This window comes from Metabacillus idriensis, from assembly GCF_050483325.1.
In the GTDB taxonomy this organism is placed as follows: domain Bacteria; phylum Bacillota; class Bacilli; order Bacillales; family Bacillaceae; genus Bacillus_P; species Bacillus_P idriensis_A.
The window spans coordinates 62,375-89,006 of the sequence record NZ_JBCMYF010000032.1 but is presented as its reverse complement, the minus strand read 5'-3'; the positions used below and the strand labels follow the sequence as shown (position 1 = coordinate 89,006).

Here is a 26,632-nt window from a genome sequence, read left to right as displayed (position 1 = left end):
GAGGATGGAAAGATGAAAAAGAAATTTGGAATTGGAAAAGCGATTGTATATGCGATTCTGGTACTCTATGCTGTTACGACACTAGTGCCGTTTTTATGGGCTCTTTCCTCTTCGTTTAAAACGCTGCAGGAAATAGTCAGCGGCACACTTAGCTTTATTCCGAAAAACTTTACCTTAGATAACTATAAGCAGATTTTCATAGAGCAGGAGCTTTTCCCTAGATGGATGTTTAACAGTGTGTTAATCGCCGTCATTGGAACGGTATTAAATCTCTTGTTTAATTCAATGGCCGGGTATGCTCTTGCAAGACTCAGCTTTCCCGGTAAAAAGGCGCTGTTCATTACCATTCTTGCCGTGCTGATGATTCCGGCTCAAGTCACGATGATCCCAAACTACCTGATTTTAAAAGAGCTGGGCTGGCTGAATTCGTATCAGGGCATGATCGTACCGGCCATGATTAATGCAACGTTCATTTTCATGATGCGGCAGTTTTTTATCAACTTTCCGAAAGAATTGGAAGAAGCAGCTGAAATGGATGGCCTCAGCAGACTTGGAACGTTCTTTAAAATTGTGCTTCCGCTTGCAAGACCGGCTCTTGCGGCACAGGCAATCTTCGTATTTATGGGCTTCTGGAATGATTTCATGAGACCGCTGATTGTAATGACAGATATTGAAATGTTTACACTCCCGCTTGGACTGAATACTTTTAAAGGTCAGTTCGTCAGCTACTGGAACTATATAATGGCAGCATCCATGGTGTTTACGCTGCCGGTTCTTTTGATTTATGCATTCTTTAACCGCTATTTCATTAAGGGAATTTCATTTACAGGCGGAAAATAATAAGGAAGCTGGTTCAGGTGCAGCCGTTTTTCAGAGCTGCAAAATAGTTAAGTGCAATGTAATTTGAGGCTGGGACAAAAAGTTTTCAGCCAAAGAAAAATTCGAACTATTATGTGAAATTCCAACTTGAATTTCGTTTTAGTTCGGATTTTTTTCTTATGGTCATAACTTGCTCATTAGCTTCTAATAATAGTTTCACAATGCTTTTTTAACTGCTGTAAAAGGGAGTGAGCAAGCTTTTCCGTCAGCTTGCTTGACAGTTTTCCCATCATTTTTGCAAAAGCCGACAAATAAATGATCTCATAAGATTGAGTAACAGCTGTGTCTCCCTGCCTATCTTCAAGGTGATAAGAAATCACCATTTTAAAAGATTTGCTTTCTAAGGAATATGAATAAGTTTCCGGTTCAATCACTGCAGCGTTTTTTCCATGAAAAGAAGTTCTCATCGCACCTTCTTTTTGAGTTTGAATAAAGGCTGCACCCTCTGTTTTTTCTTCTGAAGGATGTTCATATCGAATGCTTTCAATTTCCTTTGTCCACGTTTCGCGTGCGGATGGAGTGGATAATTGTTCAAAGACGAAGCCCGTTGGTGCTTGAATAACGACTGTATGCTTCAAGATAGATATTCCTCCCATTTCTTTGAAGGAAGAGCTTCTTCTAGTTTAATAAGAGCTTCCTTTTCAAGTGTTTGAATCTGGCTGATCAATCCGGCCAGGTGTGTAAACAGTTCCTTGCGGTCAGTCTCAGTAAACTGCAGCTGCTCGCTTGCTTCTGCTTTCAGCTCAAACAGGTCCGTGTTTATTTGTTTATATTCTTTCAGCCTGAAGTCTTCACTATGATAGTACGTATTCAGCTCCTGAAATTTTTCTTTCAATAAGCGGAATTCATTGTATTCACTGCTTAAGGAGTCCTCGGCAATTTGTCTCCATATCAATCCTGCTTTTTCATATAGCCCGCCGGCCTCAAGTAACAGAGGTTCATCAATAATCCCGCCAACCGTATTCAAAAATGCAGAATAGGAGCGGCGGAGTGCATAGCCATCCGTATTTTCCACAATCCAATAATACGTATAGTAAAGGGCGTTGACGAGATGGCTTGTATTGTAAAAGATTTTATCAAAGCTTTGCTTGTTTGAAGTTGTCAGGCTTGTCTTCCATCTGTCCAAAGCGGTAATGCCGAAGTTGCTCATTCTCGGGTTATTTGCGCTATTTATCCCTGTTTCGATGCCTGTTCTTGCAGCAGCTATAATATTCTTTAATGAAAGGTCTTGATCAGCAGGTTCTTTCAAGAAAATCGATTGATTAATGATTTTCCTTGTTGCCAGATGATCGCGCCCAAGGATAAGATCTTCAATGGAAATTTCAATAGGTATGTTCTTTTGAAGAGCGATTTTAACGATTCCTGTCTCTTTGTTGATATCTGTGACCAGACCGTAGATTTGGTAACCGTTTGGAGAGATGCTTTTTTTGCGGAAAACATCTTCGTTTATTGCAACTATGACTGGATTTCCGCCTGAAACCTGCTTATCTAATTTTTCAAAAGCAGCTTTGCGGTCTTTTGTCTGCTGTACAGCAGGCTGAAAACCTAACGCTTTTAATGCGCCGGAAATAAACAGTTCACTGCTTTCCCATAACGCCCTGGTTCCTAAATAGAAGCTCGAAAAATCTTCTTTTTCATAAAAGAAAGTAAAGTATCCGTATCCGGCACCACCGCCAATTCCAAGCAGCATTTCCTCTGTCAGAAAATCCGGTAAAGGCTTTTTCGAGTGTTGCTTCAGCAGATTGAATAGAGCGCTTGTATCTGAATGAAATCCCATATTTGTACCTCCAGAGTGTTTGCTATTGCAAACTTTCTTTTACTATATCAACATGAGTTTGCTATTGCAAACAAAATTTATTATATTAAGAGCAAGAGGAGGAGTTTCGTTGAATATTGGAAAGTATGTTAAAGAGTTCAGGGTAAAAAAAGGCTGGACTTTAGCAAAACTCTCGAGTGAATCGGGAGTCTCTAAACCTTATCTTTCACAAATTGAGAATACGCCAAACAAACAAATTTCCGCTGAAAAGCTATATCAGCTCGCCATCGCGCTTGATGTAACAATGGGGCAGCTGATGGGAAAAGAGGTTATTCTCAACCGTCAGGCGGATGTACCTGCAAGTCTACTTGCTTTTGCAGAGAAGAACGGGCTTTACGAAGAACAGATTCAGATGCTTGCAAACATTAAATATAGAGGGAAACAGCCAACTGCTGAAGATGAATGGGAGAAAATCTTCCTGGCCATAAAAACCTCAATTGAGAGCGAATAGAATGAATTCCAGAGAAAAAGCACTGTTTAGGGCACGACAGTTAATGGACGATTATTTTAGTTTTGGCGGATCATTTCCAGTCAATATGAAAATGCTTGCTTCGCTGGCTGGGATTACGGTTCGGGAAAAATATATGGAGGACGATCAATCCGGCAAGCTCCTTATTCAGGATGGGAAATTGGCTGCATACGTTAATATTTTTGATCCGCCGAGGAGGCAGAATTTTACGATTGCCCATGAAATTGCTCATACGCTGATGGATGAGTTTGATCATATTCAGTACAGAAAAAAGGAAAGTGAGCAAAATGAAATGGAGAGGCTTTGTGATGAAGTGGCGTCTGAGCTCTTGCTTCCAACAGATGAATTTAAGCGGCAGATGAATCAGCATGGGGAGAAATTGTCCTCCTTTAAGCCGCTCACTAAGTTCTTTCATGCTTCATTAGAAGCCGTTGCGGTCAAATTTGCAGGCTGTGCCGCAAATCAAAAGCGGACTATTTTGATGGTGACAGATTTTCATGCTGCCGGCCGCCGGGATTTGGCGATCTCAGGTGTGATTCCACTGGAAGATTGGGACATTTTTGTGCCTAAAGGACTTTCAATCGGAAAAGAACGGCAGCTGGCGGATTCGTTTTATCAAAATGCGCCATTTGAGGAAACAATGCAAGTAGGGATTGGCCATGTGCAGGGAGAATATCTTGTGGAAACCTATCCTTCAAAATTTCAGAAGAATGGAAAGCTGTATAACAAAGGATATATTATGCTTTCGAAATGATAAAGCTGATCTTCATACAGATCAGCTTTTTGTTATTTATTCTTCTTTATACTTTAAATAACTGTAGTTTTCTGTCGGCTTCACTTCAACTGTTTTTCCATCTGCATCTTTAAGAACTTCAAACTCCTGATACGTTTCCACTCTATATCCATCTTTTACTTCGGATGCAATTTTCTTATCCTCAAACACTGTAAAAAGCAGCTGCTCCTTTGCTGAAGTCTCTGCTTCTTCATCAGCAGCCATAGGAAAAGTGCCGGTTTCCGTGTTTCGTGCCTGAAATGAATCTAAATAGGCCATCGTTCCAATCAGGAGGACGAGAAAAAAGAGGGTGAAGATTTTTGAACTTGTTTTAGACAGCAACACCAGCCGCTCCTTTCAAAAACTTCTTACTTCATATGTACGCTCGTCTTACAGGAATATGTCCATTCTTCAAGGAGAAAGATAAGGATAAAAAAGGAAGGTGATCTTTATGAGGCAAATGATTCTGCTAGTTGTTCTTTTCTGCTTTTGGATCCCGCTGGGACAATCTGCTGCAGCAATAGCACCTGAACTTAAGCTGACGGATATCAACCAGAAAGAACACGAATTAAAACCGCCCTACAATCAGCCCATTGTCCTGAACTTCTGGGCATCCTGGTGCGGTCCGTGCAAAATGGAGGCACCTGACTTAGTGACTCTTGCAGAGAAATATAACGGTCAGGTGATGATTTATGCAGTGAACATGACGAATCAGGATTCCGCGGAAGGAGCGTATATGTTCGCTAAAGACCATGGATTTTCATTTCCAGTATTGCTTGATCGAACAGGGGAAGCTTCTTCCCTGTACAGAGTGGCAGCAGTGCCTACTACTTTTTTTATAGACAGGAATGGAGAAATAGTGAGTGTGCTGACTGGGTATGGCGGGGCAGAATTGCTTGAGAAGAGGGTAAGAGAGTTGATAGGTAAATAAAGAGCCGGTCAGGCAATGACCGGCTTTATTTGTTTAATTCAACCCCAATAACAATACTAACCCATACCCCGCTGCAGACAGCACCAGCGACCCTGTCAAACCGGCAATCAGCGGCTTAGCGCCAAGCTTTTTAAAAGACTTTAAGTTGACGTTCAATCCAAGTCCGGCCATGGCCATGCCAATTAATAGGTAGGATAAGAAGACAATAAAAGCAGCCGTTTCCTCTGATGCAATCCCGGCTGTATTCAATCCGCTCATGAAAAGGAATCCAAGAATAAACCATGGGATTGGCAAGGATGAGGGAGTCCCATCTGTCTTTTTTTCTCTAAATAGGATTCCGACTATTAAAGCAGCGGGTACAAGCAGGGCGACACGGGTTAATTTTACGATTATGGCCATATCCTCTGCTTCGGTTCCTCCGATCGATGCCGCAGCTATGACATGTGCAACTTCATGAAGCGTTCCTCCCGAAAAAGCACCGAACCCATAGGGTGTTAGATTAATAAATGAATAGATAAAGGTGTAAAGAAAGGTAAAGGCCGTGCCTAAAATAGCAATGGTTCCTGCACTCACAGCAGTCTCTTCGTCATTCGCTTTTACTATTGGGGCGATGGCTGCAACTGCAGCGGCACCGCAAATCGCTGTTCCGCAGGCGGTGAGAATACTGATTTTCTTATCCACTTTGAGTAATCGGGATAGTGCATATACAAGAGGTATGGTAAAGAGGATGACAATCAGGGACAGGATAAATACATTGAATCCTGCATGATAGAGATCTGACAAATTCAGTCTCATTCCGAGCAAGATAATGCCAAAGCGCAATAGCTTTTTACTTGAAAATACTGCTCCTGCAAGCACTGGTTCACTAATACCGGCAAAAGTTCTCCACATGATTCCAATCATCATGGCGATAATAAGCGGTCCGATAACAGAAAATAAGGAGAAGCTTGATAGATAAGAAGCTGCAGCTGCAAATATTAATGTCAGCAAAATTCCCTGTATAAATGGAAACCGCTGCTGTTTTTCCTTTGTTTGATTTTTTATCATGATGTACACTTCCTAAGCAATTCGTTCTCCTTTTACTTTATCAGCGAATTTATTATTAGTAAAATAAATATTAATTATCGTTATTATTAGGATTTTAAATGATACCCGTTCCTTTCCGCTCCAATCCACTCAAGTTTTAAATAGTTGGTTTAACAGCAACAAAGAATACAAAAGAGCTAAAAGAAAAACCATCACTCCTATTTGAAGTGATGGCTTCCAATTATCCATTTGCTCTTAGTTTAGTTTCCGGTTCTGAATTCTCATCTTGAGCAAAAGCTGCGGTTTTGCCATGCAGAAAATAATACACGGCAAGACATCCGAGGATAAAAAATGAACTGAAGAAATACAGAGAACTAAAAGCAATTTTAGTCGTGATGACACCTACAAGGAAGGAGCCAATTCCGATTCCGATATCAAAAATGGAGAGGAACGTTGCTGTTGCAAGTCCTCGTTTTTTCGGTTCAGCAGACTGTATAGCAATCGTTTGAAAACTTGGAAACAGTGTACCCCAGCCTAAGCCGATAAGAGCTGCAGACAGTAAAAAGGTAAACGATGTATCCGCCATACTTAAAAGCACCATGCCGGCAGCAAAACAAACAATCGCAGGATAAATAATGACGTTTGCCCCGTATTGATCAAACCATTTTCCTGTGAATGGTCTTGCAATCAGCATTACGATGGCATATACGACAAAGAAGTAGCTTGCTGCCTCAATTAAGCCTATTTCTTTTGCATAAACCGAAACAAATGAAAGAATAGAAGCATAGACAAGGGCAAATAATCCTGCAACAAGGGCAATCGAAATCGCTGTTGGTTCGAATAATCCTTTCATCCCTTTATTGCCGGCTGAAGGAATCACTTTGCTGCCTGCTTTTACAGTCTTTGGCAGCTTAATGATCAGACCTGAGAACAGAGAGAAAAAGGCAGTAAAGATACAGATGCAAAACATCACTGCTGTTCCCCATTCTTCCATTGCGGTAAGTCCCAGAAATGGACCGATAACCATGGCAAGGTTCATTGACATCGCATAGTAGCCCATTCCTTCCCCGCGGCGGGTTTCAGGAATAATATCTGCAACAATCGCTCCTGCAGCTGTTGTAGCCATGCCGAATCCAATCCCGTGAAAAAAGCGGAGAAGAAACAATCCGTTCATTGTATTTGTTAAATAGTAGAGAAGAGATCCTATAGCAAAGATAGAAAGAGAGGATATCAGCACAATCCTTTTTCCATAGCGCTCAATCCACTTGCCCGCAAAAGGGCGGATGACAATCGCTGCAAGCAGAAAAATGGTCACAATCAGGCCTGCTTGAGCTGGCTTGCCGTTTAAGTCATGAAGAGAATAAATCGGAAGTGTGACAAGCAAATAATAAAATGTTAAAAATAGAAAAAAGCTGCTTAATGAAATAGAGAGAAAATCTTTCGTCCATAGTTTTTGTTCTTTCATTCTTTCATCCCCGTTCTGTCTTTCTTATGTGCTGAAGCCATTGCTGGATGTATGTCCGGAGAGGAGCTTGCATATCATCAGGAATTCCATTTAGTAAATCATTCTCCATTTCTAAAACGGATTTTTCCCATAGAGCATACTCATTTATTGCTTTATCTGTAAGCTTAATATGCTTTGTCCGTTTATCTGAACCTGGAATTTGCAGAACATATCCTTGCTTCACAAGCCTCTGAATCGTTCGGGTCATAGGCGGAGCTTCAATTGAGAGATAGTCGCACAGCTCTGTCTGTGTCAGTGTTCCATATTTTTTTAATGTGAATAAAACAGTCCATTGAGCACTGAAAAGTCCATGAGGCTGCAGGACCTCATTCAGGCGTTTTGTAAGCTGCCTTGAAAGCTGCTGGATGGAGTGGAAGATATTTTGATTTATGTCTGACATTTCATTTCTCCTCGGAAATTAGTTACCTAGGTAATTATAACATACATTCATAAATAAGTTACCTGGGTAACTATTGGATATATTTCTTTAAAGCAGACATCAATTGTGAGAAAATAAAGGAGCTTTTAAAGGAGCGTGATGATGCATGTTTGTTATGCTTGTAGTAGTTTCTTTTATTTATGCGCTTCTTGCTGCCGTCTATACGGTCTTTTTTATTGAGGCCATAGCGGAGCGAAAGCGATACAAACTTCAGCATCTTCTGCATATTTTCATATGGTTCATGGGTGCATTTGCACTGAGCATCTATCATGCAGGGACACAAATGTACTGGGTAATCTATTTGCTTATCTCTATAATTATTGCAGCTGCTGTTTATTCTGTCAGTTTTTTTCGCGGGAAACAGATTATTAATAAGACTGTGTTTCAATTAATTAAAATCAAACCATAAAAAAATCCTCAGGGGCAATCGCCTGAGGATTTTTCATCTTTATACAAACATACTTAGCAATAAGATAAATACAAGTGCCGCAACTGAAATGATCGTTTCAAGCACTGTCCATGTTTGAAGCGTTTCTTTAACTGTCATTCCAAAATACTCTTTAATCATCCAGAAACCTGAATCATTCACGTGAGACAGAATGAGGGAGCCTGCACCTGTTGCTAAAACCAGCAGCTCAAGGTTTACACCTGGCACGACAGCTGCAATTGGAGCAACGATGCCGGCTGCTGTCATCATAGACACAGTGGCAGAACCTGTTGCAACACGAATCATTGCAGCAATTCCCCATGCAAGAAGAATAGGTGAAACGTTTGATTCTTGTGCAAGCTGTGCGATGTAATCGCCAATGCCTGAATCGAGAAGAACTTTATTGAACGCGCCTCCTGCACCGATTACTAATAGAATTGTAGCAGTAGGAGCCAGGCAGTCGTTCGTCAGTTTCAGAATTTTATCACGGTTCATGCCGCGGAAGAAACCGAGACTGAAGAATGAGTAAACGGTTGCGATTAATAGAGCAACAACAGGATCTCCAAGGAATCGGAATACTTCAAATGCTGTGCTTTCTTTTGATAAAAACAGTTCGGCGATCGAAGCAGAAAGCATTAAGAAAACAGGAATTAATACTGTAATAACGGTATTAAAAAAGCCTGGAAGCTCTTTTTCATCTTTTTGTTCTGTCAGCTGGTCGCCAATTTCTTTTGGAACGGTTTTGTGGATGCGTTTTCCGATCCATTTACCATAAACAGGACCTGCTAAAATAGCAGTCGGAAGACCGACAATAATCGAATAAAGAATGGTCATGCCTACATCAGCTTTGAAGATTCCGACAGCTGCCATTGCGGCTGGATGCGGCGGCACTAAACCATGCACAACCGATAAACCGGCTACAAGCGGAACTCCAAGACTGACGAGGGAAACTCCAGTTCGGCGTGCAATTGTGAATACAAGCGGAATCAAAAGAACGAAACCAACCTGGAAGAATACAGGTATGCCAACGATGAAAGCAACAAACATCATCGCCCAGTGAACATTTTTTTCTCCGAATTTTGCAATCAAAGTGTTGGCAATGCGCTCGGCACCGCCTGATTCTGCCATCATTTTGCCAAGCATTGTACCAAGTGCAAGAACGATTGCAAGAAATCCTAACGTATTTCCCATACCTGCTTTGATCGAGTCAATAATGCCAGGCACCTCGGGATTTGCAGAAATAAGCGGCATTCCAGTCGCAAGACCAACACCGATAGCGGTTACAATTAAAGCGACAAAAGGATTCAGCTTTGCCACAGTTATGAGCAGAAGAAGAGCAACGATTGCTGCAAAGACAATAAGTAATAACATGGATAAAATCCTTTCTTGTTTGAAAATTTGAAAGCACTTTCAACTAGTGACTCTGATTATATGAAAAAATTTTTTTAAAATCAATAGATTTATGAAAAAATATTTTATTTTGAAGAGCCAAAAAAAGAGAGAACCAAGGAGGTTCTCTCTTTAGAGTGGAATAATTATTTTTTTATATGCGTAGCTCCATCACCCGGCTCCTCCGCCAGAACAGTTCTGTCATGCCTGAGCTAAACGGGCGCTTCCGCTTTTCTAAAGACATAAGAAAATATAAAATTTTGCGCTTCGATGTCTAGCTCCATCGCCCAACTCCTCGGCCAGAACGGATGTGCTAGTAAAGGCAAAAAGCACCTTTACTAGCACATCCTTATCTGTCATGCCTGAGCTAAACGGGCGCTTCCGCTTTTCTTATACACGTGTTTCCGAGATGGCATCCCTGACTTTTTCCAATGATTTTTTTGCGTCATCTTTATTTGAAATCATCATGTTTACATACAGAGCATCAATTAGACTGAGCTGGCCAATTCTTGAAGCGAGCGCCTCTGACCGATACTCGGTTTCTTCTGAGCTAGTATATAGAGAGACATCCGCATTTTGACCGATTGGAGATTTTGGAAATCCAGTAATGCCAATGGTTTTTGCCCCATTTTTTCTAGCTGTATTCATCACCTTGATGGTATCCTTATTCGTTCCTGAGTGAGAAATCACGACGGCAACATCGCGGTCAGTCAGCTGTGAAGCCGACATCAGCTGAAAGTGTGAGTCAATAAACGCATAGGCTGAAATTCCAGTCCGAATAAACTTATGGTATGCATCCATCGCGATAATGGCTGATCCTCCCGTCCCGTAGAAATTAACGCGGTTTGCATTTGAAAGGATGCCTGCAGCCTTTTGAATGGAGGTAAAATCCAAGATTTGAAGGGTGTTTTCAAGTGTACGGATATTGGAGTGAAAAACTTTTTCAGCAACAGCCTTTTCATTGTCATTATCATTAATTTCTTCATAAATCTGCTGAATCGGGCTCATAATTTCAGAAGCAAGCGCAATTTTCATCGCCTGATAGCCTTTAAAATCTATGCGCTTACAAAAACGGAAAACAGTTGCTTCTGCAACACCAAGATTATCTGCCACTTCATTGATCGTGCTATGAATAATTTCTTTCGGGTTCTCCAAAATATAATCAGCAATCTTTTTTTCTTTTTCACTTAACCTTGCATAATGAGAACGAATACTTCCTAAACAATTTTGCCCCATAGAGTATGACCTCGCTTACATTTACTAAGAAAAGCGGAAGCGCCTTAATCCGTTCTGACCTGGGAGTCAGGCGCTGCAGCTAGACATGAATACGGAATTTTCTTTGCAATTCAATACTTTAAAAAAGTATAGCATAAAAAGAATATGAAAAAAAATTTCTTGAAAACGATTGCACAAGAAAAAAATTTTCGTATAATGGTAATAGGACAAAAACAAGATATAAAGGAGTTTTACAACATGCAAGTAGGTTTAATCGGTTTAGGGAAAATGGGCTATAATCTTTCACTTAATTTAATAGATCATAAACATGAGGTTGTCGCATTTGACATCGATGCAGATGCTGTAAATAAAATCGCTAATATGGGTGCGGCTGGTTCATCTTCGATTGAAGATCTAGTTTCTAAACTTCCATCTCCAAGAACGGTATGGATGATGGTGCCTGCAGGCGTTATTACAGAAAATGTGCTTTCAGAATTAAAAGATCTTCTTGCTCCTGGCGATATCGTCATTGACGGCGGAAACTCCAACTACAAGGAATCCATTCGCCGCGGAAACGAATTGAAGGAACTTGGCATCCACTTCTTTGATGTAGGAACAAGCGGGGGAATGGAAGGCGCAAGAAATGGTGCCTGCACGATGATCGGCGGAGAAAAAGAAGTGTTTGCGTCAATCGAACCTCTGTTTAAAGATATTTGTGTTGAAAATGGCTATCTATATGCAGGAGCTATGGGAAGCGGCCACTACTTGAAAATGGTTCATAACGGTATCGAATACGGCATGATGCAGTCAATTGCAGAAGGCTTTGAAGTTCTTGAGAAAAGCCAATTTGACTTTGATTATGAGCAGGTAGCAAGAGTATGGAACAACGGTTCTGTTATTAGATCATGGTTAATGGAGCTTTCTCAAAATGCCTTCTCTAAAGACTCAAGACTTGATGGCATTAAGGGAGTTATGCATTCATCAGGTGAAGGAAAATGGACAGTTGAGGAAGCACTTGATCTTCAGACTGCAACGCCGATTATCGCTTTATCCTTAATGATGAGATACCGCTCGCTTGATGAAGATACATTCTCAGGAAAAGTAGTTGCAGCGCTTCGCAATGAGTTTGGCGGACATGCTGTCGTAAATAAAGACTAAACGTTTAAGCATTGAAATGATTCGGGAAGAGGCTTAGTAACAAGCATCTTCTTTTTCATTTCTAATAATGATTTGGGCATTGTAAGGAGGAGTCACCATGAGTCAGAAATATGTAATCGGGGTCGATATAGGAACAACAAGCACTAAATCCGTTTTATTTAAAACAGACGGAACAATCGTTTCAACATTTGGAGTGGAGTATCCGCTGTACTCGCCTAATCCTGAAACAGCAGAACAAAACCCGCATGAGATCTTTCAAGCTGTCATTAAAACAATCAAGGAAGTAAGCAGCAAAGTGGATCCGGCGGATTTGCTGTGCGTGTCTTTCAGCTCTGCGATGCACAGTGTCATCGCTGTTGACCGGGATGGAACACCGCTCTCAAATTGCATGACATGGGCAGATAACCGCAGTGCCAAATGGGCAGAATCAATTGCAAATGATAGGAATGGACATGAGATTTATTTACGCACGGGCACACCTATTCACCCAATGTCCCCGCTGTCTAAAATTACGTGGATCCGAAATGAACAAACAGACTTATTTATGAAAACGTTTAAATTTATTTCCATTAAAGAGTACGTTTTCCATAAGCTGTTTAAGCGTTTTGTTATCGATTATTCAATTGCTTCAGCAACAGGGCTGTTTAACCTGGAGTCCCTGGACTGGGATAAAGAAGCCCTTGAAGTAGCAGGAATAACGCCTGAACATCTTTCAGAACCCGTAAATACTACATTTTCATTAACGGGACTGGATGCTGTTTATGCTGCAGAAATGGGAATTCCTGCAGAAGTTCCGTTTGTGGTCGGAGCAAGTGATGGAGTCTTGTCAAACCTTGGCGTGAATGCGATTCAGCCTGGAGTTGTTGCAGTTACAATCGGTACAAGCGGGGCTATTCGGACAGTTACGGACAAACCTGTGACAGATCCAAAAGGACGGATCTTTTGCTATGCTCTGACTGATGATAAATGGGTCATCGGCGGTCCGGTTAATAATGGGGGAATGATTTTCAGATGGGTACGCGATCAATTAGGGTCATCTGAAATGGAAACAGCCAAGCGTTTAGGCAAAGATCCGTACGAAGTGCTGACTGAGATCGCATCACTTGTAAAGCCGGGATCTGACGGTTTGCTCTTTCATCCTTATCTTGCCGGCGAACGAGCTCCTCTTTGGGATGCAAACGCGAGAGGTTCCTTCTTTGGGCTTTCCCTTCACCATAAAAAAGAACATATGATACGTTCTGTATTAGAAGGCGTTATTTTTAACTTATATACTGTGCTGCTTGCCCTTGAAGAGCTGATCGGCGAGCCGAAAAGTATTCAGGCTACAGGCGGATTCGCCCGTTCAGAATTATGGCGCCAAATGATGGCGGATATTTTTGATCAGGAGGTTTCTGTTCCTGAAAGCTTTGAGAGCTCATGCTTAGGTGCTGCGCTTCTTGGTTTATATGGACTTGGACATGTTGATTCTCTTGATGTAGTATCAGATATGGTTGGCGGTACCCACCATCATAAGCCGAACCAAAAACATGTTGAGGTTTATAAAGAATTAACACCAATCTATATTCGTCTTTCACGCCTTCTGAAAGAGGAGTACGCAAGCATAGCGGCTTATCAGCAAAAGCATATATAAAAAAAGGATGAGCTCGTTTTAATTGCTGCTTTGTGTATCGTTATTTCACGCGAAGGAAGTTCACGGTTATGCTCTTTTCCTAAAAGGGAGGTTACAGAGCTGTTTAAGTGGACGTAAGGAATGTGAAAAATCCAACATTCGATTTTTCACATACTCCTTTCAGAAATAAGTTTTACGAAATGAGCTTATAGAAAAGAAAGAGGGATAGCATGCGCATCGGAGTTCTCGGCATCGATACTATAAATGAAACGAAGTCTATCACCAAGGCTATTACACAGTATGCTTCTGAAACAAACAGCGTAATAGAACGACTTGAATGGCACACTGTTTTATCAGAACTAAGGGCTGAATCACTAGAAAGCTGGGTTCGCTCAGTATCTGAAAAAACAATCATTGAGAACAAGGAAAGTTTTCTCAAAGTCATCGAAACATATGACGCTGTCATCGTATTCGGCGGAAGCAAGAAGGCTTACGACTTATTGTCTTTGGCACAAGTGAAGCTGCTTTTTCTCCCAATCTCTATTTTATCTGACAGTTCACTGGGATATGATACTGCTTTGAATGAAGTTGTAACAAATGTCCTTAAGGTGAAAGATACTATCAGCTCTCTTTTATATATGAAGCAGAGAGTGTGCTGTGTTCAGCTCCCGGGAGAGGAACTGTCTGATTTAATGGGTGATGCGGCATCAGCCGTTGATGGTCTTGTCGTTACTGGAGGAGAATCTGTGTGGATGCACGCTGCAGATTATCTCAAGAAAAAAGATCAAAAAGGAGTGACTTACTCTTTCTTGATTATTAACGAGTCCATCCGCCCGGAGCAGCTGGGGGCATTCCTGCAGCAGCAGATGGACCTTGATTTTAAAGAGCTTATCTTTGATGAATCACAGTGCATGAGCTCACGTCCGACTGCCGCTGACCGGATTATTGAAAAAAACCTGTCTCAGTCTGTATATGAATGGCTGAAAAGCAAAGATGAGACAAGACAGCTGACAATCGAAAATAAAGAAGTGAAATAAAGAGAAGCCTGCAAGCGGTTGATGCTGCAGGCTTTTTTGACAGTAAAAACAGCTGAATATCAGGCTCCACAGCAAACAAAAAAACCGCCTAAGCGGGTTCCGTTTTGAGGAAGAAAACATCAAAAATCAATAGAAAACGGGTACTAAATTGCACAGCAATTTGTACCCGTTTTTTTGTTGTTATAATGGGGTTTAAAGTTGTTTTTTGACATAGTTAGCAGTGAAAATGCCAGGTGTTTTGTAGAGGTGGAATAACTTTATGTACACTTTGCAAAATGGGCTGCAAATTGCTATTGTTATTGCCTTGCAGATTCATCCCGAAGCACAGCTTTGAAAAACAGAAAGGGCTCAGAGTTTGTACTCCGAGCCAAAAATAATAAAGATGTTTATTCAACAATCGCTACCAAATGTTTAATAGTGGTTAAAAATGCTTTTTATTAATCGGAGCATCATTCTCGGAATGAAAGTTAAGATATTCCATATTAATTCAACTAATAATTCACTACTAATTTCCCTGAATATACCTCTAATAAATCTCCTGTATCTGCTTTTTCTCATCTTCATACTTTCTCCTACTCCATATCTCACTTTCTTACTTTTATCCACGCGTACTTATTCCACAATCCTGCCCGATTGCTTAATACCAATTATTTCAAAAACAGGTGATTAACTCAATCTTTTTTCCATAAAAAAACACTTATCTTTTTAAAGATAAGCGCCATACAGATCAAAAAGAGATAGTGGGTTAATCTTTACATCTTCCTTGCATATTTCACTAACTAGCTGCCCTAAAGCGTTGTTTTCTTTATTTTTCGGTCCTAGCCTATTACCATTTTCATATTGAGGCTTTGAATTCCTTTATTTTTTGCATAAACCCTAATAAATTTTTCAGAGGTAACTAATTATTATGTCGTTTGTTAACTTCAATCGTAATGAACTCCGGCAAATAATTGGGAGTACATCCTTTTGATACCATTTCATCTTTGTAAAGACCCGTTTTCTCACCAAGTTTAATACAACGTGCTCGATACTTTTCATTATAAACGCCTATCCAGCCTGCGGTGAAATTCATAGCCCATTGAACTTCCGGTTCTTCCTGCCTAATATTAGCTTCTAATGCAGATAGCAAGTCTGCTGTGTTATCAGGCGGTGTTTGTCCAGTCCATCTCAATCGCCCTTGATAATACCAGAAAGCTCTCCTTTGAAGTGCAGAAGGACTATTTCCCCATGACTCCATCAATGCAATGTTCTTCTTGTCTTTGGTGAGCTGATTAGCCATTAACCAATCCATTAAGTTATTTCGCTCCTCAAAAGTGTGAGTCTGCATATCCTTATCAAGCTTACTTAGCACATCTTGTGAAAGAAGTTTTTTGTCCATAATTAAGATTGCTAATAGTCTGGGCAAAAACTCTCCGGTTGACCAAAGTTCCATAGCTAGTTCGTGATCTTTTTTAATGTCCTTCGCAAATTTTCGTAAGTCGCCTAGCTTAGTTTTACTATTGATTTGATGTAGAATGTTTTCTGCTTTTGAAGAGCGTTTTATTTCTGTATCTTTTTTTTCATCCATTTTATACAACTCCTTTATTAAAGCACTGTTTCATAATATGTCCTTGACGGGATATATCAAGAACTTAATATCGTTATAAGTCTTATTGGCAGTGGTTTGCCTCCAATGTGGCTTCCGCTGTCTCGAGTGGAATAGCTGATGTAGGTGTGGGCATTGAAAAAGCAGCAAAAACAGGTGGAATTGATTTTGTTCCTTTAATGACAGAACAGTATGACCTTCTATTTAATGGGATAACTGATATTTCCATTTTATCATAGTTGTCCGATATCCTGCCTTATGAAAAAACACACCATTTAAACTACAAAATGGTGTGCCGCTTTACATTCACATTCAATTCCATTTTTCACGTCAAATTGAAATTTTCTCCTCCAAACCGGAACCCGTTATGCGGTTCTACAATGGTTTTATCATCAAAACGTTTAACCCTTTTGAAGGCAAATGAAATCGGTGATCCGTTTCTCTGAATCCCAAGTGCTGATAATACTCAACATTTTTCACGCTTGTTGTGCACCAAAGCATGGATGCATCCAGCTGAGTCAGTTTATTTTCAGCGAATAATAGAAGTGTTTGCCCCCTGAGCTGGTTGCGGTGCAGAGGATCGATTGCAAGCCCCCGGAGACGGTAGACGTTTTTTTGTTTCACTTTTTCATGTGTTTCCTTAAAAAAAGATGCTGTTCCAATCAATGTTTCTGCCTTGAAAGCACCAATGTGGAGCGTTTCTTCTTTTTTATCACGTGTATACCCGCATTCATCAATAGAATGGTCAGGCATGAGCACTTTCTGCCTTAAGGCGTATGTATGTTCTGCTTCAATTTGTTTTATTTCAAACATGCAGTATCCCTCACTTTGATGTACAAGAAGTTTCATAGAGTTAAGACGAAGGCAAGGTCAAAAAAGTTTCATATCAGACTCTGGTCTTATGGATGGAAAGACTTCAGGCCGTATCCTTCCCTCCTATTCTACCTTATTCTTAGAATGATTAGAAGCAGGCAGCAAGCCCGCTATTGATGAGATTGCCAGAATCCTTATAATGATAGATACAAGGGGAAAAGGGAACGGAGTATGAAAAATGATAAAATTCCTTAAAAATAGTATAGGCTTTATTCTGGTTTTGTTTCTTGCGTTTTTTGCGCTGACCATTTTTTATTCATCAGAAAATAAGCAGCAGGTCTTCTATCCAAGTGACACATTTGAAAATGTAAAGAAGTATGAGCCGCTGATTAAACAGGAGCTTGCTGAGTATCAGCTTGAAGACTATACGCCGCTGGTTCTTGCTTTGATGCAGCAGGAAAGCAGAGGAGTAGGCGGGGACCCCATGCAGGCCTCAGAATCTGCGGGGCTTCCGAGGAATACGATTGACGATCCGGCTAAAAGCATTGAACAGGGCGTCAATTATTTTCAAAAAAGCTTACAGTATGGAAAAGAAAGAAATGTGGACGAGCTGACGGTCATTCAAGCTTATAATATGGGAATTGGCTACATTGATTTTATTGTGAAAAATGGCGGCAAACACAGCGAGGAACTTGCAAAAGAATTTTCGATGCTTCAGGTCAAAAAGCAGCCGGATCTCTACAATTGCGGCGGAGATAAAGAGAATTTCCGCTATCCTTACTGCTATGGCGATTTTACTTACAGCACGAAGGTGCAGGAAAATGTGAATACTCTGACTGAAACAGCATCAGCACAAAAGAATGATCAAATGTAATCTTAAAGAGACTGCGTGGTGTCTCTTTTTTTTTGTATATGCTAATGGAAAAAAGACCTTGACGCTAGTAGAAGATAGAGTTATCATAAAGGAAGTTACTTTATTGCTTAAAAGCATAAACGCTTAAAAGCGGAACAGAGAAGAGCCTAGCCGAGATATAGTTTAGATCAGGGAGTATGCAAATGTCATTTAGGTGACGGAGCGTGCTCCCTTTTTAGTTCTCTATATCGCTGGCTTCTACTTCAGAAGAGAAGCCGTTATCAAATCCAGGCAATGTTCCATACGGAGTCCGGTTTACTGACAATGAAAATTGCCAATTTCCTTAGTGTGAAAACTGCAACCTATATCACGTTTTGCGGAACAGCTCCCGCTCAGACTGTCCGGAACGATGTGGCCGTCATGTTTTTATCTTTTTTAACTGCTGTCATTCAATATAGTGACAATTTAAAAAGGTTGATGATCGAGAGAAGCTTGCTTAAGGTGCCGCCTTATTTTCGGCCTCCTGGTCATCCTCAAGATGCATAAATATCCCTTAAAACTGTCTGAGTCATTCGCATCGGCAGTTTTTCGTTCACCGTTCCGCACCTTTCCGAATCTTTATCTTCCGGTATATACTGTTGATAGGAGGAGGGAAGCTGCATGAAGAAGGTCATTCTCAGCGTTCAAAATGTAGACAAATCAATTGGTCAAAAACAGCTGCTTCATCAAATTTGCCTGGACGTATTTGAAGGAGAAATATTTGGGCTTTTGGGTCCAAATGGCTCAGGAAAAACGACATTAATCAGGTCCATACTTGGACTCGTTAAGATCGATTCCGGAGAAATCACACTCAATCAGTATTCGGTTCACAGAGAATTTGAAAAAGCGATTTCATATGCTGGAGCCATTGTTGAAAATCCAGAATTCTATCCCTTTATGACGGGTTATCAGAACCTCTCGCACTTTGCCCATATGCACGAGGGCATCAGTAAAAAGAGGATTGATGATGTTGTCAGTCTAGTTCATATGAAGAATGCAATTCACGACAAAGTGGAAACGTACTCGCTTGGGATGAGACAGCGTCTTGGAATTGCACAGGCCATTTTACATAAACCTAAGCTGCTCATACTCGATGAGCCCACAAACGGACTGGATCCATCCGGCATCAGAGAGCTTAGAACCTATTTAAGAGAACTTTGTGAAAAAGAAAATGTTTCCGTTATTATTGCCTCTCATCTTCTTAAAGAAGTAGAGGAACTGTGTACAAGAGCTGCCATTATCAGAAGAGGGCAGATCGCTGCAGTAAATGAAATTGGCAGGCAGAAGGATGAACAGCTTAAAGTATGGTTTGAATTATCAGATGGCAAACGGGCTATGCAAATTTTACAGCCCCGATACTCTGCAGTCATTTACAATAATGGCCTCTCTCTATTAATCAATAAAAATGAGATTCCAAAGATCAATCAACTGCTCGTGCAGGAAAAAATCGATGTCTATTCCATCCAGCCTGTTTATAAGTCATTGGAAGACTCCTTTATCGAGCTTACGGAGGAAATGTTCCATGATGAAGTTAATTAAAATCGAGCATATGAAACTGCTTTTTCAGAAAAGTACAAGCGCCCTTTTTATTACACTTGCTGTGGTCAGCATCTTAATGGCAGTCATATCAAAACGAATGTTTTCCGGTGCAGGAACACATGAATATATATTGGGATATATATCACTGACTACAGGTTTTTTATTTGTTCTGCCTTTCTTTGCACTTGTGATCGCAGGGGCTATTGTGGCAAATGAATTTACTTGGGGGACAATTAAATTTCTGCTCATCCGTCCTGCAGTCCGCACGAAAATTCTTCTCTCGAAATACATGACTTCTGTTTTGTTCGGCTTGTACTTTTTACTCTTCTATTTTGCCCTGTCTGTTTTATTGGGGCTCATTTTCTTTGGGACAGCAGGCGAAACGTGGGAGCCGCAGTTAATAAAGAGCATCGGTCTGAATTACCTTACCGTATTCATTGAAATGATCTTGATTTCAACATTTGCTTTTATGATCTCTGCTGTTTTCAGGAACAGCTCTCTTGCTATAGGATTGTCAATGTTCATCACGTTTTCGGGGAAAACCTTCGTACAGCTGCTTGCACACTACAAGTTGGAGTGGGGAAAGTACATCCTGTTTGCCAATACAAGCCTAAAGCAGCATCTTGAAGGGAACAGACCGTTATTTGAGGGGACAACAATGGGATTTTCCATTGCTGTTTTGTGTATTTATTTATGCCTCTTTTTTGCAGCGGCATGGGCAGCTTTTACGAAGCGGGATGTATCGATTTAAAGGAGATGGAACATTTTGATTAAAACGATGGCAGTCGATCATAGCGGCAGCATCATTCACTCAGTCGATTTAAAGAATTTTTCACTAGAAGCCTATAAAATGGTATGGCTTGATATTTATCCTGAAAAAGATGAGGAAGGAAAAGTGCTGAAGGATCTTTTCAACTTTCATCCTTTAGCTATTGAAGATTGTTTTCATTTTCTGCAGAGGCCTAAGCTTGACTATTATGACGGGTATCATTTTTTTGTTCTTCATTCTATTAATAAAGAAACGATGGACGCTGAGGAAGTGGATGTTTTCCTGTCTGATAAGTATATTGTAACTTTTCATTTACATCAGTCGGAAGAAACAGCGCTTCTTTATGAAAAAATAAAACAAGTAAATCATGTGAAATCTCTTACACCCAATTTTGTCTTTTATGAATTGCTGGATAAACTGGTTGATTTCTATTTTCCGTGTATAACGGAAATAGAAGAGACGCTGAATGCGCTTGAGAGCGGGGAATTCCGAATCAAGCAGATTATGAAGCAGGTGTTTGAAACGCGTTCAGGCTTGCTTAAGTTAAAGCGGACTATCTATCCTATGAGAGATTTGCTTTACCGTCTATTAAATTCAGAAAGACTGAATATCCCAAAGAGTGAAAGAACCTATTTCATGAATGTGTATGATCATCTGATAAAGCTGTCAGAGCTGATTGCTGCCAATATGGATTTCACTGCTGAAATAAGGGAAAACTATATTTCGGTCAACTCTTATCGTGCAAATACGGTAATGATGACACTGACTGTCATTACAACTATTTTTATGCCGCTGACATTTATAGCCGGGGTTTATGGCATGAATTTTGACAACATGCCAGAACTCAGATGGGAATACGGCTATTTTTATGTCCTTGGAGGAATGGGCTTCCTAAGTTTCATGATGTTTATTTGGTTTAAACGGAAAGGATGGTTTGATAAAGACCAAATATAGGAGAGTGCCTGACTGTTTCTGCAGTCAGGCATTTGCTTTTTAAAAATCGTTTATACACGGCTGAAATGCTGCCTAAGACCTTCACCGATGAAGTTGAAAGTGAAGATCAGGAATGTAAGGGCAAGCGCGGGGAAAAATGGAATCCAGAAGCCTCTTAGTATATCAGACCTTGCCATCCCAAGCAGAGTTGACCAATTCAGGCTTGTATTCTGCAGTTCACCGTATCCGTAGTTCGTCTGAACGAAAACCTGTGTAACAAAGATAGATAAAATTCCGAGCTGTCCGAGTAAAAGAGCCACTTTTCCGAGGTCCATAAAAAATTGGACAATCAGCTCCGGCAATAAATTCGGAAGATAATAGCGGGTGAAAAGACCTAATGGTTTATTGCCGACAGTCACTCCTGCTTCAACAAATTGAGAATGCGAAAGGCTGCTCATTGATTCCTGAATGATATAAGCAGCTTTACCGACATCAGTCAGCGAGAGAAAGAGAATAATCCACAAGACGCGATTAGGGCTGAAGGTAAACATGGGCATTGTAATAAAAAGTACGGCTGCAAAAATTAAGGGAAGACTTGCGGCAAAACCGTTTAAGCCGTAAATCAGCAGCCTGAAAGGACTTTTTTTACTGGAGCCTAAAAAAGCAAGCACAATGGCGGCAAGATAACGGATGGCGGTAATGCTGAAAATAAGGAGCAGTGTGTCTTTAGCTCCCATGATAATGAGGCTGATGATGTCTCTCCCGTCTTCATCAGTTCCAAACGGATGCTGAAGTGAGGGAGGGAACGGCGCCCGTTCATAGGTCGTGCTGTTTATAAAAACCATTCTCTGTTCTTTGGTCCCTTCCTGCACATTTGGGAAAAGAGGACCAGTCAGAGAAATCAATATAAAGGCAGCAAGCATGATGGTTCCGAACAATAAGGATTTATTTCTCATACCCCTCCCTCCCTTGGATCTATTATTCTTTTAATAAGCAAGCTCGTGATTTGAACAATAAGCACGAATATCATGAAACAAGTGCCAAATGCAATAATGACGTTTGGTTCAATTGCTGTGTTCAAGCCGACACTAATGACAGGCATTACATTAAACGCTTCGAACAGACGGTATGCAGCCCCTTTGTAATCAAGCAGATATTCGACAATTAATAAATTTGAAAGAATATAGATCATCATGGAGCCTGTATGATTTAAGATTGGAACCGCACTGTTTTTTAGTACATGCTTAAATGTGATAACAGCTTGAGGCAAACCCTTTGAACGGGCTACCGTAATATATTGCTTTCCTGACTGTTCCTGAAAGGATGCAGCAGTAATGCGGCTCATGTACAGAGCAGGATAAATGGACACCAAAAGAGCGGGATACAAAAAACTGTACCGGTTATCGTGTCCAAAAAGATCGACATAGTCTTTAAAATAGATGATGAGAACCCACTGCAGACAGAGAAACAGAAAGAAATCAGGAACGGCCTGCAGCATCCATGTAAATCCTTTTCCAAAAATCATTCCGAGCGGGCTGGGGTGCACGGCATCATATACACCTTTCAATATTCCTGAAATTAAGCTCAGGAGGAATGCAGTCATAATGATTTTTACGCTTCTGGAAAAATACAGTTTCATTTCTTCTTCTACTGGACGTTCATATTTTGTCAGTCCAAGGCTTTTATCCTGATAAAGGCCGCTGAAAAAGGATGTGATGTTTTCTTGATAGGCAGACCATGAAAACTGATAGTCAAATATGACTGTCTGTGCTCTGCCCTCGGCTCTGATTTCAACATCTCTGGGGAAAAGAACGACTAGAATGAGAGATAGAACAATCAGGAGAAACAGAAAAATGTGCTTGCTGATTTCTATGACAGATTTCATTTCAAAACCTCGCGTACTTTTCAGATTATTATAAAAATTTTACCATGACGTTTGGATGATGAATAGATAGGAGCAGTGAAAAAACTTTATGTGAAAAACTTCACAATATCCCTTGCGTTTTTAAAAATAGGGGAATATAATATGAATTAAGAAATGTATGTGAATCACTTCACAATACTATGTGAAAATATTCACAAATGATAATCTCAGGGGAGGAACTACTTTATGAAAATCGCAGTGATTGGATGTACACATGCTGGAACAGCAGCAGTTTCAAATATGACGAAGCTTTATCCGGAAGCAGAAATTACGGTTTATGAAAAAAATGATAATGTTTCATTCTTATCTTGCGGGATCGCGTTATATGTAGGAGGAGTTGTCCAAGACGCACAGGGCTTATTTTACTCTTCACCTCAAGAACTTGAGAACATGGGCGTTACGATGAAAATGAAGCATGCCGTAACTTCTATTGATTCAGAAGCGAAAACACTGACAGCTGAAAACCTTGAAACAGGGCAGGTCATTGAAGATACGTACGACAAATTAGTGATGACGACAGGATCTTGGCCGATTGTTCCTCCTTTAGAAGGAATCCAATTGAATAATATCGTCCTATCAAAAAACTATACTCATGCAAATACGATTATTGAAAAAGCGAAGGATGCCCAGAAAATCACAGTTGTTGGGGCAGGCTATATTGGGATTGAGCTTGTAGAAGCGTTTGAAGCTTACGGAAAAGAAGTGACTTTAATAGACAGTTCAGACCGCATTTTAAGCAAATATCTGGATCCGGAATATACCGAAGTCATTGAAAATGAATTTGAAGACCGCGGCATTACTCTTGCTCTTGGTGAGACAGTCAGCAAATTTGAAGGCGAAAATGGCCATGTTTCAAAAGTGGTGACAACAAAAGGCGAATACGAAACAGATTTAGTTGTACTCTGCATTGGGTTTAAACCGAATACTGGTTTGCTGCAAGGACAGGTAGATATGCTGGATAATGGCGCTATTATCGTCAATGAGTATATGCAAACAAGCAATGAAGATATTTTTGCAGCAGGCGACAGCTGCGCGATTTTATATAACCCAACTGGAAAGCATGCATATATTCCGCTTGCTACAAATGCTGTACGCATGGGAACTTTAGCTGCAAAAAACTTAGTGAAACAAACAATCAAATATATGGGTACTCAAGGCACATCAGGCATTAAGATTTATGAAAACAATATCGCTTCAACTGGAATGACAGAAACAGCCGCTTCTTTTATGGATATGAATGTGAAAAGTATCACAATCTTAGAGAATGATCGTCCTGAGTTCATGCCATCCTATGAATCTGTCACTTTGAAAGTCGTTTATGAAGAAGAATCAAGAAGAATTGTCGGTGCACAAGTGATGTCAAAAGCGGATCTGACTCAATCAATCAATACGTTATCTGTCTGCATCCAAAATGGGATGACGATTGATGAGCTTGGTTTTGTCGACTTTTTCTTCCAGCCGCATTACAACAAGCCTTGGAACTTCTTGAATCAGGCTGGTTTGCAGGCGATACAGCAATAGATGAAAACAGCGGAATGCGTGCATTCCGCTGTTTTTTTATGATTTAGGAGATTTTTGTAAAAAAGAAAGTATTTCATTCAAATTAGAAAGTATTTTACCTTATTTCGCAAGTATTCCTGACATTTCGGACAGTAAATGGGCCGTTTTGGAAAGTAATACAATGTCCCCGCCCTAAATTCAATAAAACGGTACAACGTTCACAGCCAAAATTGTTCTACTGATAGATCGCTGAACCCTTTTCAACAAATTCTTTCGACTTTTGCTTCAGTCCTTCTTCAATTTCCTGTTCTTTAACAGTATTTCTTAAATCGTGGGATATTCTCATCGAACAGAATTTAGGTCCGCACATCGAGCAGAAATGAGCGGTTTTGGCTCCTTCAGCCGGGAGCGTTTCATCGTGATATTCTTTTGCCCGGTCAGGATCAAGAGCTAGATTAAATTGATCTTCCCACCGGAATTCAAATCTTGCTTTAGACAGAGCGTCGTCTCGATATTGTGCATTTGGATGCCCTTTGGCGAGGTCCGCGGCGTGCGCAGCGATTTTATAAGCGATGACCCCTTCACGGACATCATTTTTATTAGGCAATCCCAAGTGCTCTTTCGGCGTCACATAGCAAAGCATCGCCGTTCCGAACCAGCCGATCATCGCTGCACCTATAGCAGAAGTAATATGATCATAGCCAGGTGCAATATCAGTTGTTAAGGGTCCAAGTGTATAAAATGGCGCTTCCTGACAAATCTCCTGCTGCTTTTCTACATTTTCCCGAATCATGTGCATCGGAACATGGCCAGGACCTTCAATCATCACTTGAACATCATGTTTCCATGCAATTTTTGTAAGCTCTCCAAGTGTTTCTAATTCTGCAAACTGTGCTTCATCATTGGCATCTGCAATCGAACCGGGACGCAGTCCATCGCCAAGGGAAATGGAAATATCATATTGCTTTAAGATCTCGCAAATCTCTTCAAAGTGGGTATACAAAAAGTTTTCTTCGTGATGGGCTAAACACCAGCCTGCAAGAATGGATCCTCCCCGTGATACAATTCCGGTTGTTCTTTTAATGGTTAAAGGAATGTACCGCAGCAAAACACCGGCATGAATGGTAAAGTAATCGACTCCCTGTTCCGCCTGTTCAATTAAGGTATCTCTGTACACTTCCCAGGTTAAATCTTCAGCAATGCCTTTTACTTTTTCAAGCGCCTGATAGATGGGCACTGTTCCAACCGGCACGGGTGAATTTCTGATAATCCATTCCCGGGTAGTGTGAATATCCTTGCCAGTCGATAAATCCATAATGTTGTCAGCGCCCCATTTGATTGCCCATGTCATTTTTTCAACTTCTTCTTCAATCGATGAGGTTACTGCAGAGTTGCCTATATTTGCATTAATTTTGACATGAAAATGTTTGCCTATGATCATAGGCTCACTTTCTCTATGATTGATGTTTGCAGGTATAATGGCTCTGCCGGCTGCAACTTCACTTCTTATGAACTCAGGGTCCATATTTTCGCGAATCGCTATAAACTCCATCTCAGGTGTAATGATTCCCTTTCTGGCGTAATGAAGCTGGGTGACAGCGGCATTCCTTTTTGCCCGCAGTACGCTTCTTTCGCCTGTAAAGACGTTTTCATTTGAAGTCATATGGCGGCCGTTATCCTCAGGCTTCACTTTGCGGCCTGAATATTCTTCCACATCACTCCGTTCAAAAATCCAGCTTCTTCTGATTTCAGGCAACCCTTTTTTAATATCAATGGCAGCGGCTTGATCCGTATAAGGACCGCTCGTATCATAAACAAGCACAGGCTCATGATTTTGCGCGAGTTCAATTTCCCGAAAAGGTACACAAATGTCCTCTCTAGATCCTTTTTTGTACCTCTTTTTGCTGCCCTCAAACGGTTTAGTAAATGCGATATCCAATCTTAACTCCTCCTCATATTGTTTAGTAGAGTCTTGATCTGCACCCGCGAAAGAATAGAAAAAGGGT

At 40.7% G+C, this 26,632-nt stretch carries 28 protein-coding genes; 15 read left to right on the top strand and 13 right to left on the bottom strand.

Annotation, left to right across the window (positions count from 1 at the left end):
- Positions 1–12: 12 nt before the first annotated feature.
- Entirely contained in the window at positions 13–840 is an 828-nt protein-coding gene (locus tag ABEQ24_RS18355; RefSeq protein ID WP_430008153.1) for a carbohydrate ABC transporter permease, read from the top strand.
- Between the two features lie 176 nt (positions 841–1,016).
- On the opposite strand, the gene ABEQ24_RS18350 is transcribed toward ABEQ24_RS18355, so the two are convergent.
- Together ABEQ24_RS18350 and ABEQ24_RS18345 are read right to left on the bottom strand one after the other, a co-directional pair.
- Positions 1,017–1,457 (bottom strand): SRPBCC family protein, encoded by a 441-nt coding sequence (locus tag ABEQ24_RS18350; RefSeq protein ID WP_430008152.1) that lies wholly within the window; start codon positions 1,455–1,457, stop codon positions 1,017–1,019.
- Complete coding sequence (locus ABEQ24_RS18345) at positions 1,454–2,656, bottom strand: BtrH N-terminal domain-containing protein (RefSeq protein WP_430008151.1); 1,203 nt, start codon at positions 2,654–2,656, stop codon at positions 1,454–1,456. Before ABEQ24_RS18345 ends, ABEQ24_RS18350 begins: the two co-directional genes overlap by 4 nt.
- A gap of 109 nt (positions 2,657–2,765) precedes the next feature.
- On the opposite strand from ABEQ24_RS18345, the gene ABEQ24_RS18340 reads away from it, so the two are divergent.
- Complete coding sequence (locus ABEQ24_RS18340) at positions 2,766–3,146, top strand: helix-turn-helix domain-containing protein (RefSeq protein ID WP_430008150.1); 381 nt, start codon at positions 2,766–2,768, stop codon at positions 3,144–3,146.
- Between the two features lies 1 nt (position 3,147).
- Complete coding sequence (locus ABEQ24_RS18335) at positions 3,148–3,918, top strand: ImmA/IrrE family metallo-endopeptidase (protein ID WP_430008149.1); 771 nt, start codon at positions 3,148–3,150, stop codon at positions 3,916–3,918.
- A gap of 36 nt (positions 3,919–3,954) precedes the next feature.
- Here the strand turns inward: ABEQ24_RS18335 and ABEQ24_RS18330 are convergent, their stop codons facing one another.
- The gene (locus tag ABEQ24_RS18330; protein ID WP_430008148.1) at positions 3,955–4,278 is read right to left on the bottom strand and encodes a hypothetical protein; all 324 of its coding nucleotides are present in this window, start codon (positions 4,276–4,278) and stop codon (positions 3,955–3,957) included.
- A 109-nt stretch (positions 4,279–4,387) separates the two neighbouring features.
- On the opposite strand from ABEQ24_RS18330, the gene ABEQ24_RS18325 reads away from it, so the two are divergent.
- Positions 4,388–4,867 (top strand): TlpA family protein disulfide reductase, encoded by a 480-nt coding sequence (locus ABEQ24_RS18325; RefSeq protein ID WP_430008147.1) that lies wholly within the window; start codon positions 4,388–4,390, stop codon positions 4,865–4,867.
- Positions 4,868–4,900: 33 nt separating this feature from the next.
- On the opposite strand, the gene ABEQ24_RS18320 is transcribed toward ABEQ24_RS18325, so the two are convergent.
- The 3 genes from ABEQ24_RS18320 to ABEQ24_RS18310 form a co-directional block, all read right to left on the bottom strand.
- On the bottom strand, positions 4,901–5,914 hold the full coding sequence (locus ABEQ24_RS18320; protein ID WP_430008146.1) for a YeiH family protein: 1,014 nt from the start codon (positions 5,912–5,914) through the stop codon (positions 4,901–4,903).
- Positions 5,915–6,134: 220 nt separating this feature from the next.
- Positions 6,135–7,358 carry an MFS transporter gene (locus ABEQ24_RS18315; protein WP_430008145.1) on the bottom strand — a complete coding sequence of 408 codons (1,224 nt, stop codon included), beginning with the start codon at positions 7,356–7,358 and terminating at the stop codon, positions 6,135–6,137.
- A 4-nt stretch (positions 7,359–7,362) separates the two neighbouring features.
- Positions 7,363–7,797 (bottom strand): MarR family winged helix-turn-helix transcriptional regulator, encoded by a 435-nt coding sequence (locus tag ABEQ24_RS18310; RefSeq protein WP_430008144.1) that lies wholly within the window; start codon positions 7,795–7,797, stop codon positions 7,363–7,365.
- A gap of 145 nt (positions 7,798–7,942) precedes the next feature.
- On the opposite strand from ABEQ24_RS18310, the gene ABEQ24_RS18305 reads away from it, so the two are divergent.
- Positions 7,943–8,245 (top strand): hypothetical protein, encoded by a 303-nt coding sequence (locus ABEQ24_RS18305; protein WP_430008143.1) that lies wholly within the window; start codon positions 7,943–7,945, stop codon positions 8,243–8,245.
- Between the two features lie 39 nt (positions 8,246–8,284).
- Here the strand turns inward: ABEQ24_RS18305 and ABEQ24_RS18300 are convergent, their stop codons facing one another.
- Positions 8,285–9,634 carry a GntP family permease gene (locus tag ABEQ24_RS18300; RefSeq protein WP_430008142.1) on the bottom strand — a complete coding sequence of 450 codons (1,350 nt, stop codon included), beginning with the start codon at positions 9,632–9,634 and terminating at the stop codon, positions 8,285–8,287.
- 408 nt (positions 9,635–10,042) lie between these two features.
- Positions 10,043–10,888: a MurR/RpiR family transcriptional regulator gene (locus tag ABEQ24_RS18295; protein WP_430008141.1), complete on the bottom strand. Its 846-nt coding sequence runs from the start codon at positions 10,886–10,888 to the stop codon at positions 10,043–10,045.
- 237 nt (positions 10,889–11,125) lie between these two features.
- On the opposite strand from ABEQ24_RS18295, the gene gnd reads away from it, so the two are divergent.
- From gnd to ABEQ24_RS18280, 3 genes are all read left to right on the top strand, one after another.
- Positions 11,126–12,025, top strand: coding sequence for a phosphogluconate dehydrogenase (NAD(+)-dependent, decarboxylating) (gene gnd / locus ABEQ24_RS18290; RefSeq protein ID WP_430008140.1), 900 nt, complete (start codon positions 11,126–11,128; stop codon positions 12,023–12,025).
- A gap of 97 nt (positions 12,026–12,122) precedes the next feature.
- Complete coding sequence (gene gntK / locus ABEQ24_RS18285) at positions 12,123–13,655, top strand: gluconokinase (RefSeq protein WP_430008139.1); 1,533 nt, start codon at positions 12,123–12,125, stop codon at positions 13,653–13,655.
- 209 nt (positions 13,656–13,864) lie between these two features.
- Complete coding sequence (locus tag ABEQ24_RS18280; protein WP_430008138.1) at positions 13,865–14,671, top strand: 6-phosphofructokinase; 807 nt, start codon at positions 13,865–13,867, stop codon at positions 14,669–14,671.
- 898 nt (positions 14,672–15,569) lie between these two features.
- On the opposite strand, the gene ABEQ24_RS18275 is transcribed toward ABEQ24_RS18280, so the two are convergent.
- Positions 15,570–16,238, bottom strand: a complete 669-nt coding sequence (locus ABEQ24_RS18275; protein WP_430008137.1) for a DNA alkylation repair protein — start codon at positions 16,236–16,238, stop codon at positions 15,570–15,572.
- A 107-nt stretch (positions 16,239–16,345) separates the two neighbouring features.
- Here ABEQ24_RS18275 and ABEQ24_RS18270 point away from each other — a divergent pair, with 107 nt between their 5' ends.
- The gene (locus tag ABEQ24_RS18270; protein ID WP_430008136.1) at positions 16,346–16,495 is read left to right on the top strand and encodes a substrate-binding domain-containing protein; all 150 of its coding nucleotides are present in this window, start codon (positions 16,346–16,348) and stop codon (positions 16,493–16,495) included.
- A 136-nt stretch (positions 16,496–16,631) separates the two neighbouring features.
- Here the strand turns inward: ABEQ24_RS18270 and ABEQ24_RS18265 are convergent, their stop codons facing one another.
- On the bottom strand, positions 16,632–17,069 hold the full coding sequence (locus ABEQ24_RS18265) for a GNAT family N-acetyltransferase (RefSeq protein WP_430008135.1): 438 nt from the start codon (positions 17,067–17,069) through the stop codon (positions 16,632–16,634).
- Between the two features lie 238 nt (positions 17,070–17,307).
- On the opposite strand from ABEQ24_RS18265, the gene ABEQ24_RS18260 reads away from it, so the two are divergent.
- From ABEQ24_RS18260 to corA, 5 genes are all read left to right on the top strand, one after another.
- Entirely contained in the window at positions 17,308–17,943 is a 636-nt protein-coding gene (locus ABEQ24_RS18260; RefSeq protein ID WP_430008134.1) for a lysozyme family protein, read from the top strand.
- 303 nt (positions 17,944–18,246) lie between these two features.
- Positions 18,247–18,468 carry a DUF3231 family protein gene (locus ABEQ24_RS18255; RefSeq protein WP_430008133.1) on the top strand — a complete coding sequence of 74 codons (222 nt, stop codon included), beginning with the start codon at positions 18,247–18,249 and terminating at the stop codon, positions 18,466–18,468.
- 114 nt (positions 18,469–18,582) lie between these two features.
- Positions 18,583–19,500 carry an ABC transporter ATP-binding protein gene (locus ABEQ24_RS18250; protein ID WP_430008132.1) on the top strand — a complete coding sequence of 306 codons (918 nt, stop codon included), beginning with the start codon at positions 18,583–18,585 and terminating at the stop codon, positions 19,498–19,500.
- A complete protein-coding gene (locus tag ABEQ24_RS18245; RefSeq protein ID WP_430008131.1) occupies positions 19,484–20,251 on the top strand; it encodes an ABC transporter permease in 768 nt (255 codons plus the stop codon). Before ABEQ24_RS18250 ends, ABEQ24_RS18245 begins: the two co-directional genes overlap by 17 nt.
- Positions 20,252–20,266: 15 nt before the next feature.
- Complete coding sequence (corA, locus tag ABEQ24_RS18240; protein ID WP_430008130.1) at positions 20,267–21,223, top strand: magnesium/cobalt transporter CorA; 957 nt, start codon at positions 20,267–20,269, stop codon at positions 21,221–21,223.
- A gap of 50 nt (positions 21,224–21,273) precedes the next feature.
- Here corA and ABEQ24_RS18235 read toward each other — a convergent pair whose 3' ends face one another.
- Together ABEQ24_RS18235 and ABEQ24_RS18230 are read right to left on the bottom strand one after the other, a co-directional pair.
- Entirely contained in the window at positions 21,274–22,158 is an 885-nt protein-coding gene (locus tag ABEQ24_RS18235; RefSeq protein ID WP_430008129.1) for an ABC transporter permease, read from the bottom strand.
- Positions 22,155–23,087: an ABC transporter permease subunit gene (locus ABEQ24_RS18230; RefSeq protein ID WP_430008128.1), complete on the bottom strand. Its 933-nt coding sequence runs from the start codon at positions 23,085–23,087 to the stop codon at positions 22,155–22,157. Before ABEQ24_RS18230 ends, ABEQ24_RS18235 begins: the two co-directional genes overlap by 4 nt.
- A 225-nt stretch (positions 23,088–23,312) precedes the next feature.
- On the opposite strand from ABEQ24_RS18230, the gene ABEQ24_RS18225 reads away from it, so the two are divergent.
- On the top strand, positions 23,313–24,647 hold the full coding sequence (locus ABEQ24_RS18225; RefSeq protein WP_430008127.1) for an FAD-dependent oxidoreductase: 1,335 nt from the start codon (positions 23,313–23,315) through the stop codon (positions 24,645–24,647).
- A 214-nt stretch (positions 24,648–24,861) separates the two neighbouring features.
- Here ABEQ24_RS18225 and thiC read toward each other — a convergent pair whose 3' ends face one another.
- The gene (thiC, locus tag ABEQ24_RS18220; RefSeq protein ID WP_430008126.1) at positions 24,862–26,565 is read right to left on the bottom strand and encodes a phosphomethylpyrimidine synthase ThiC; all 1,704 of its coding nucleotides are present in this window, start codon (positions 26,563–26,565) and stop codon (positions 24,862–24,864) included.
- Positions 26,566–26,632 lie beyond the last annotated feature (67 nt).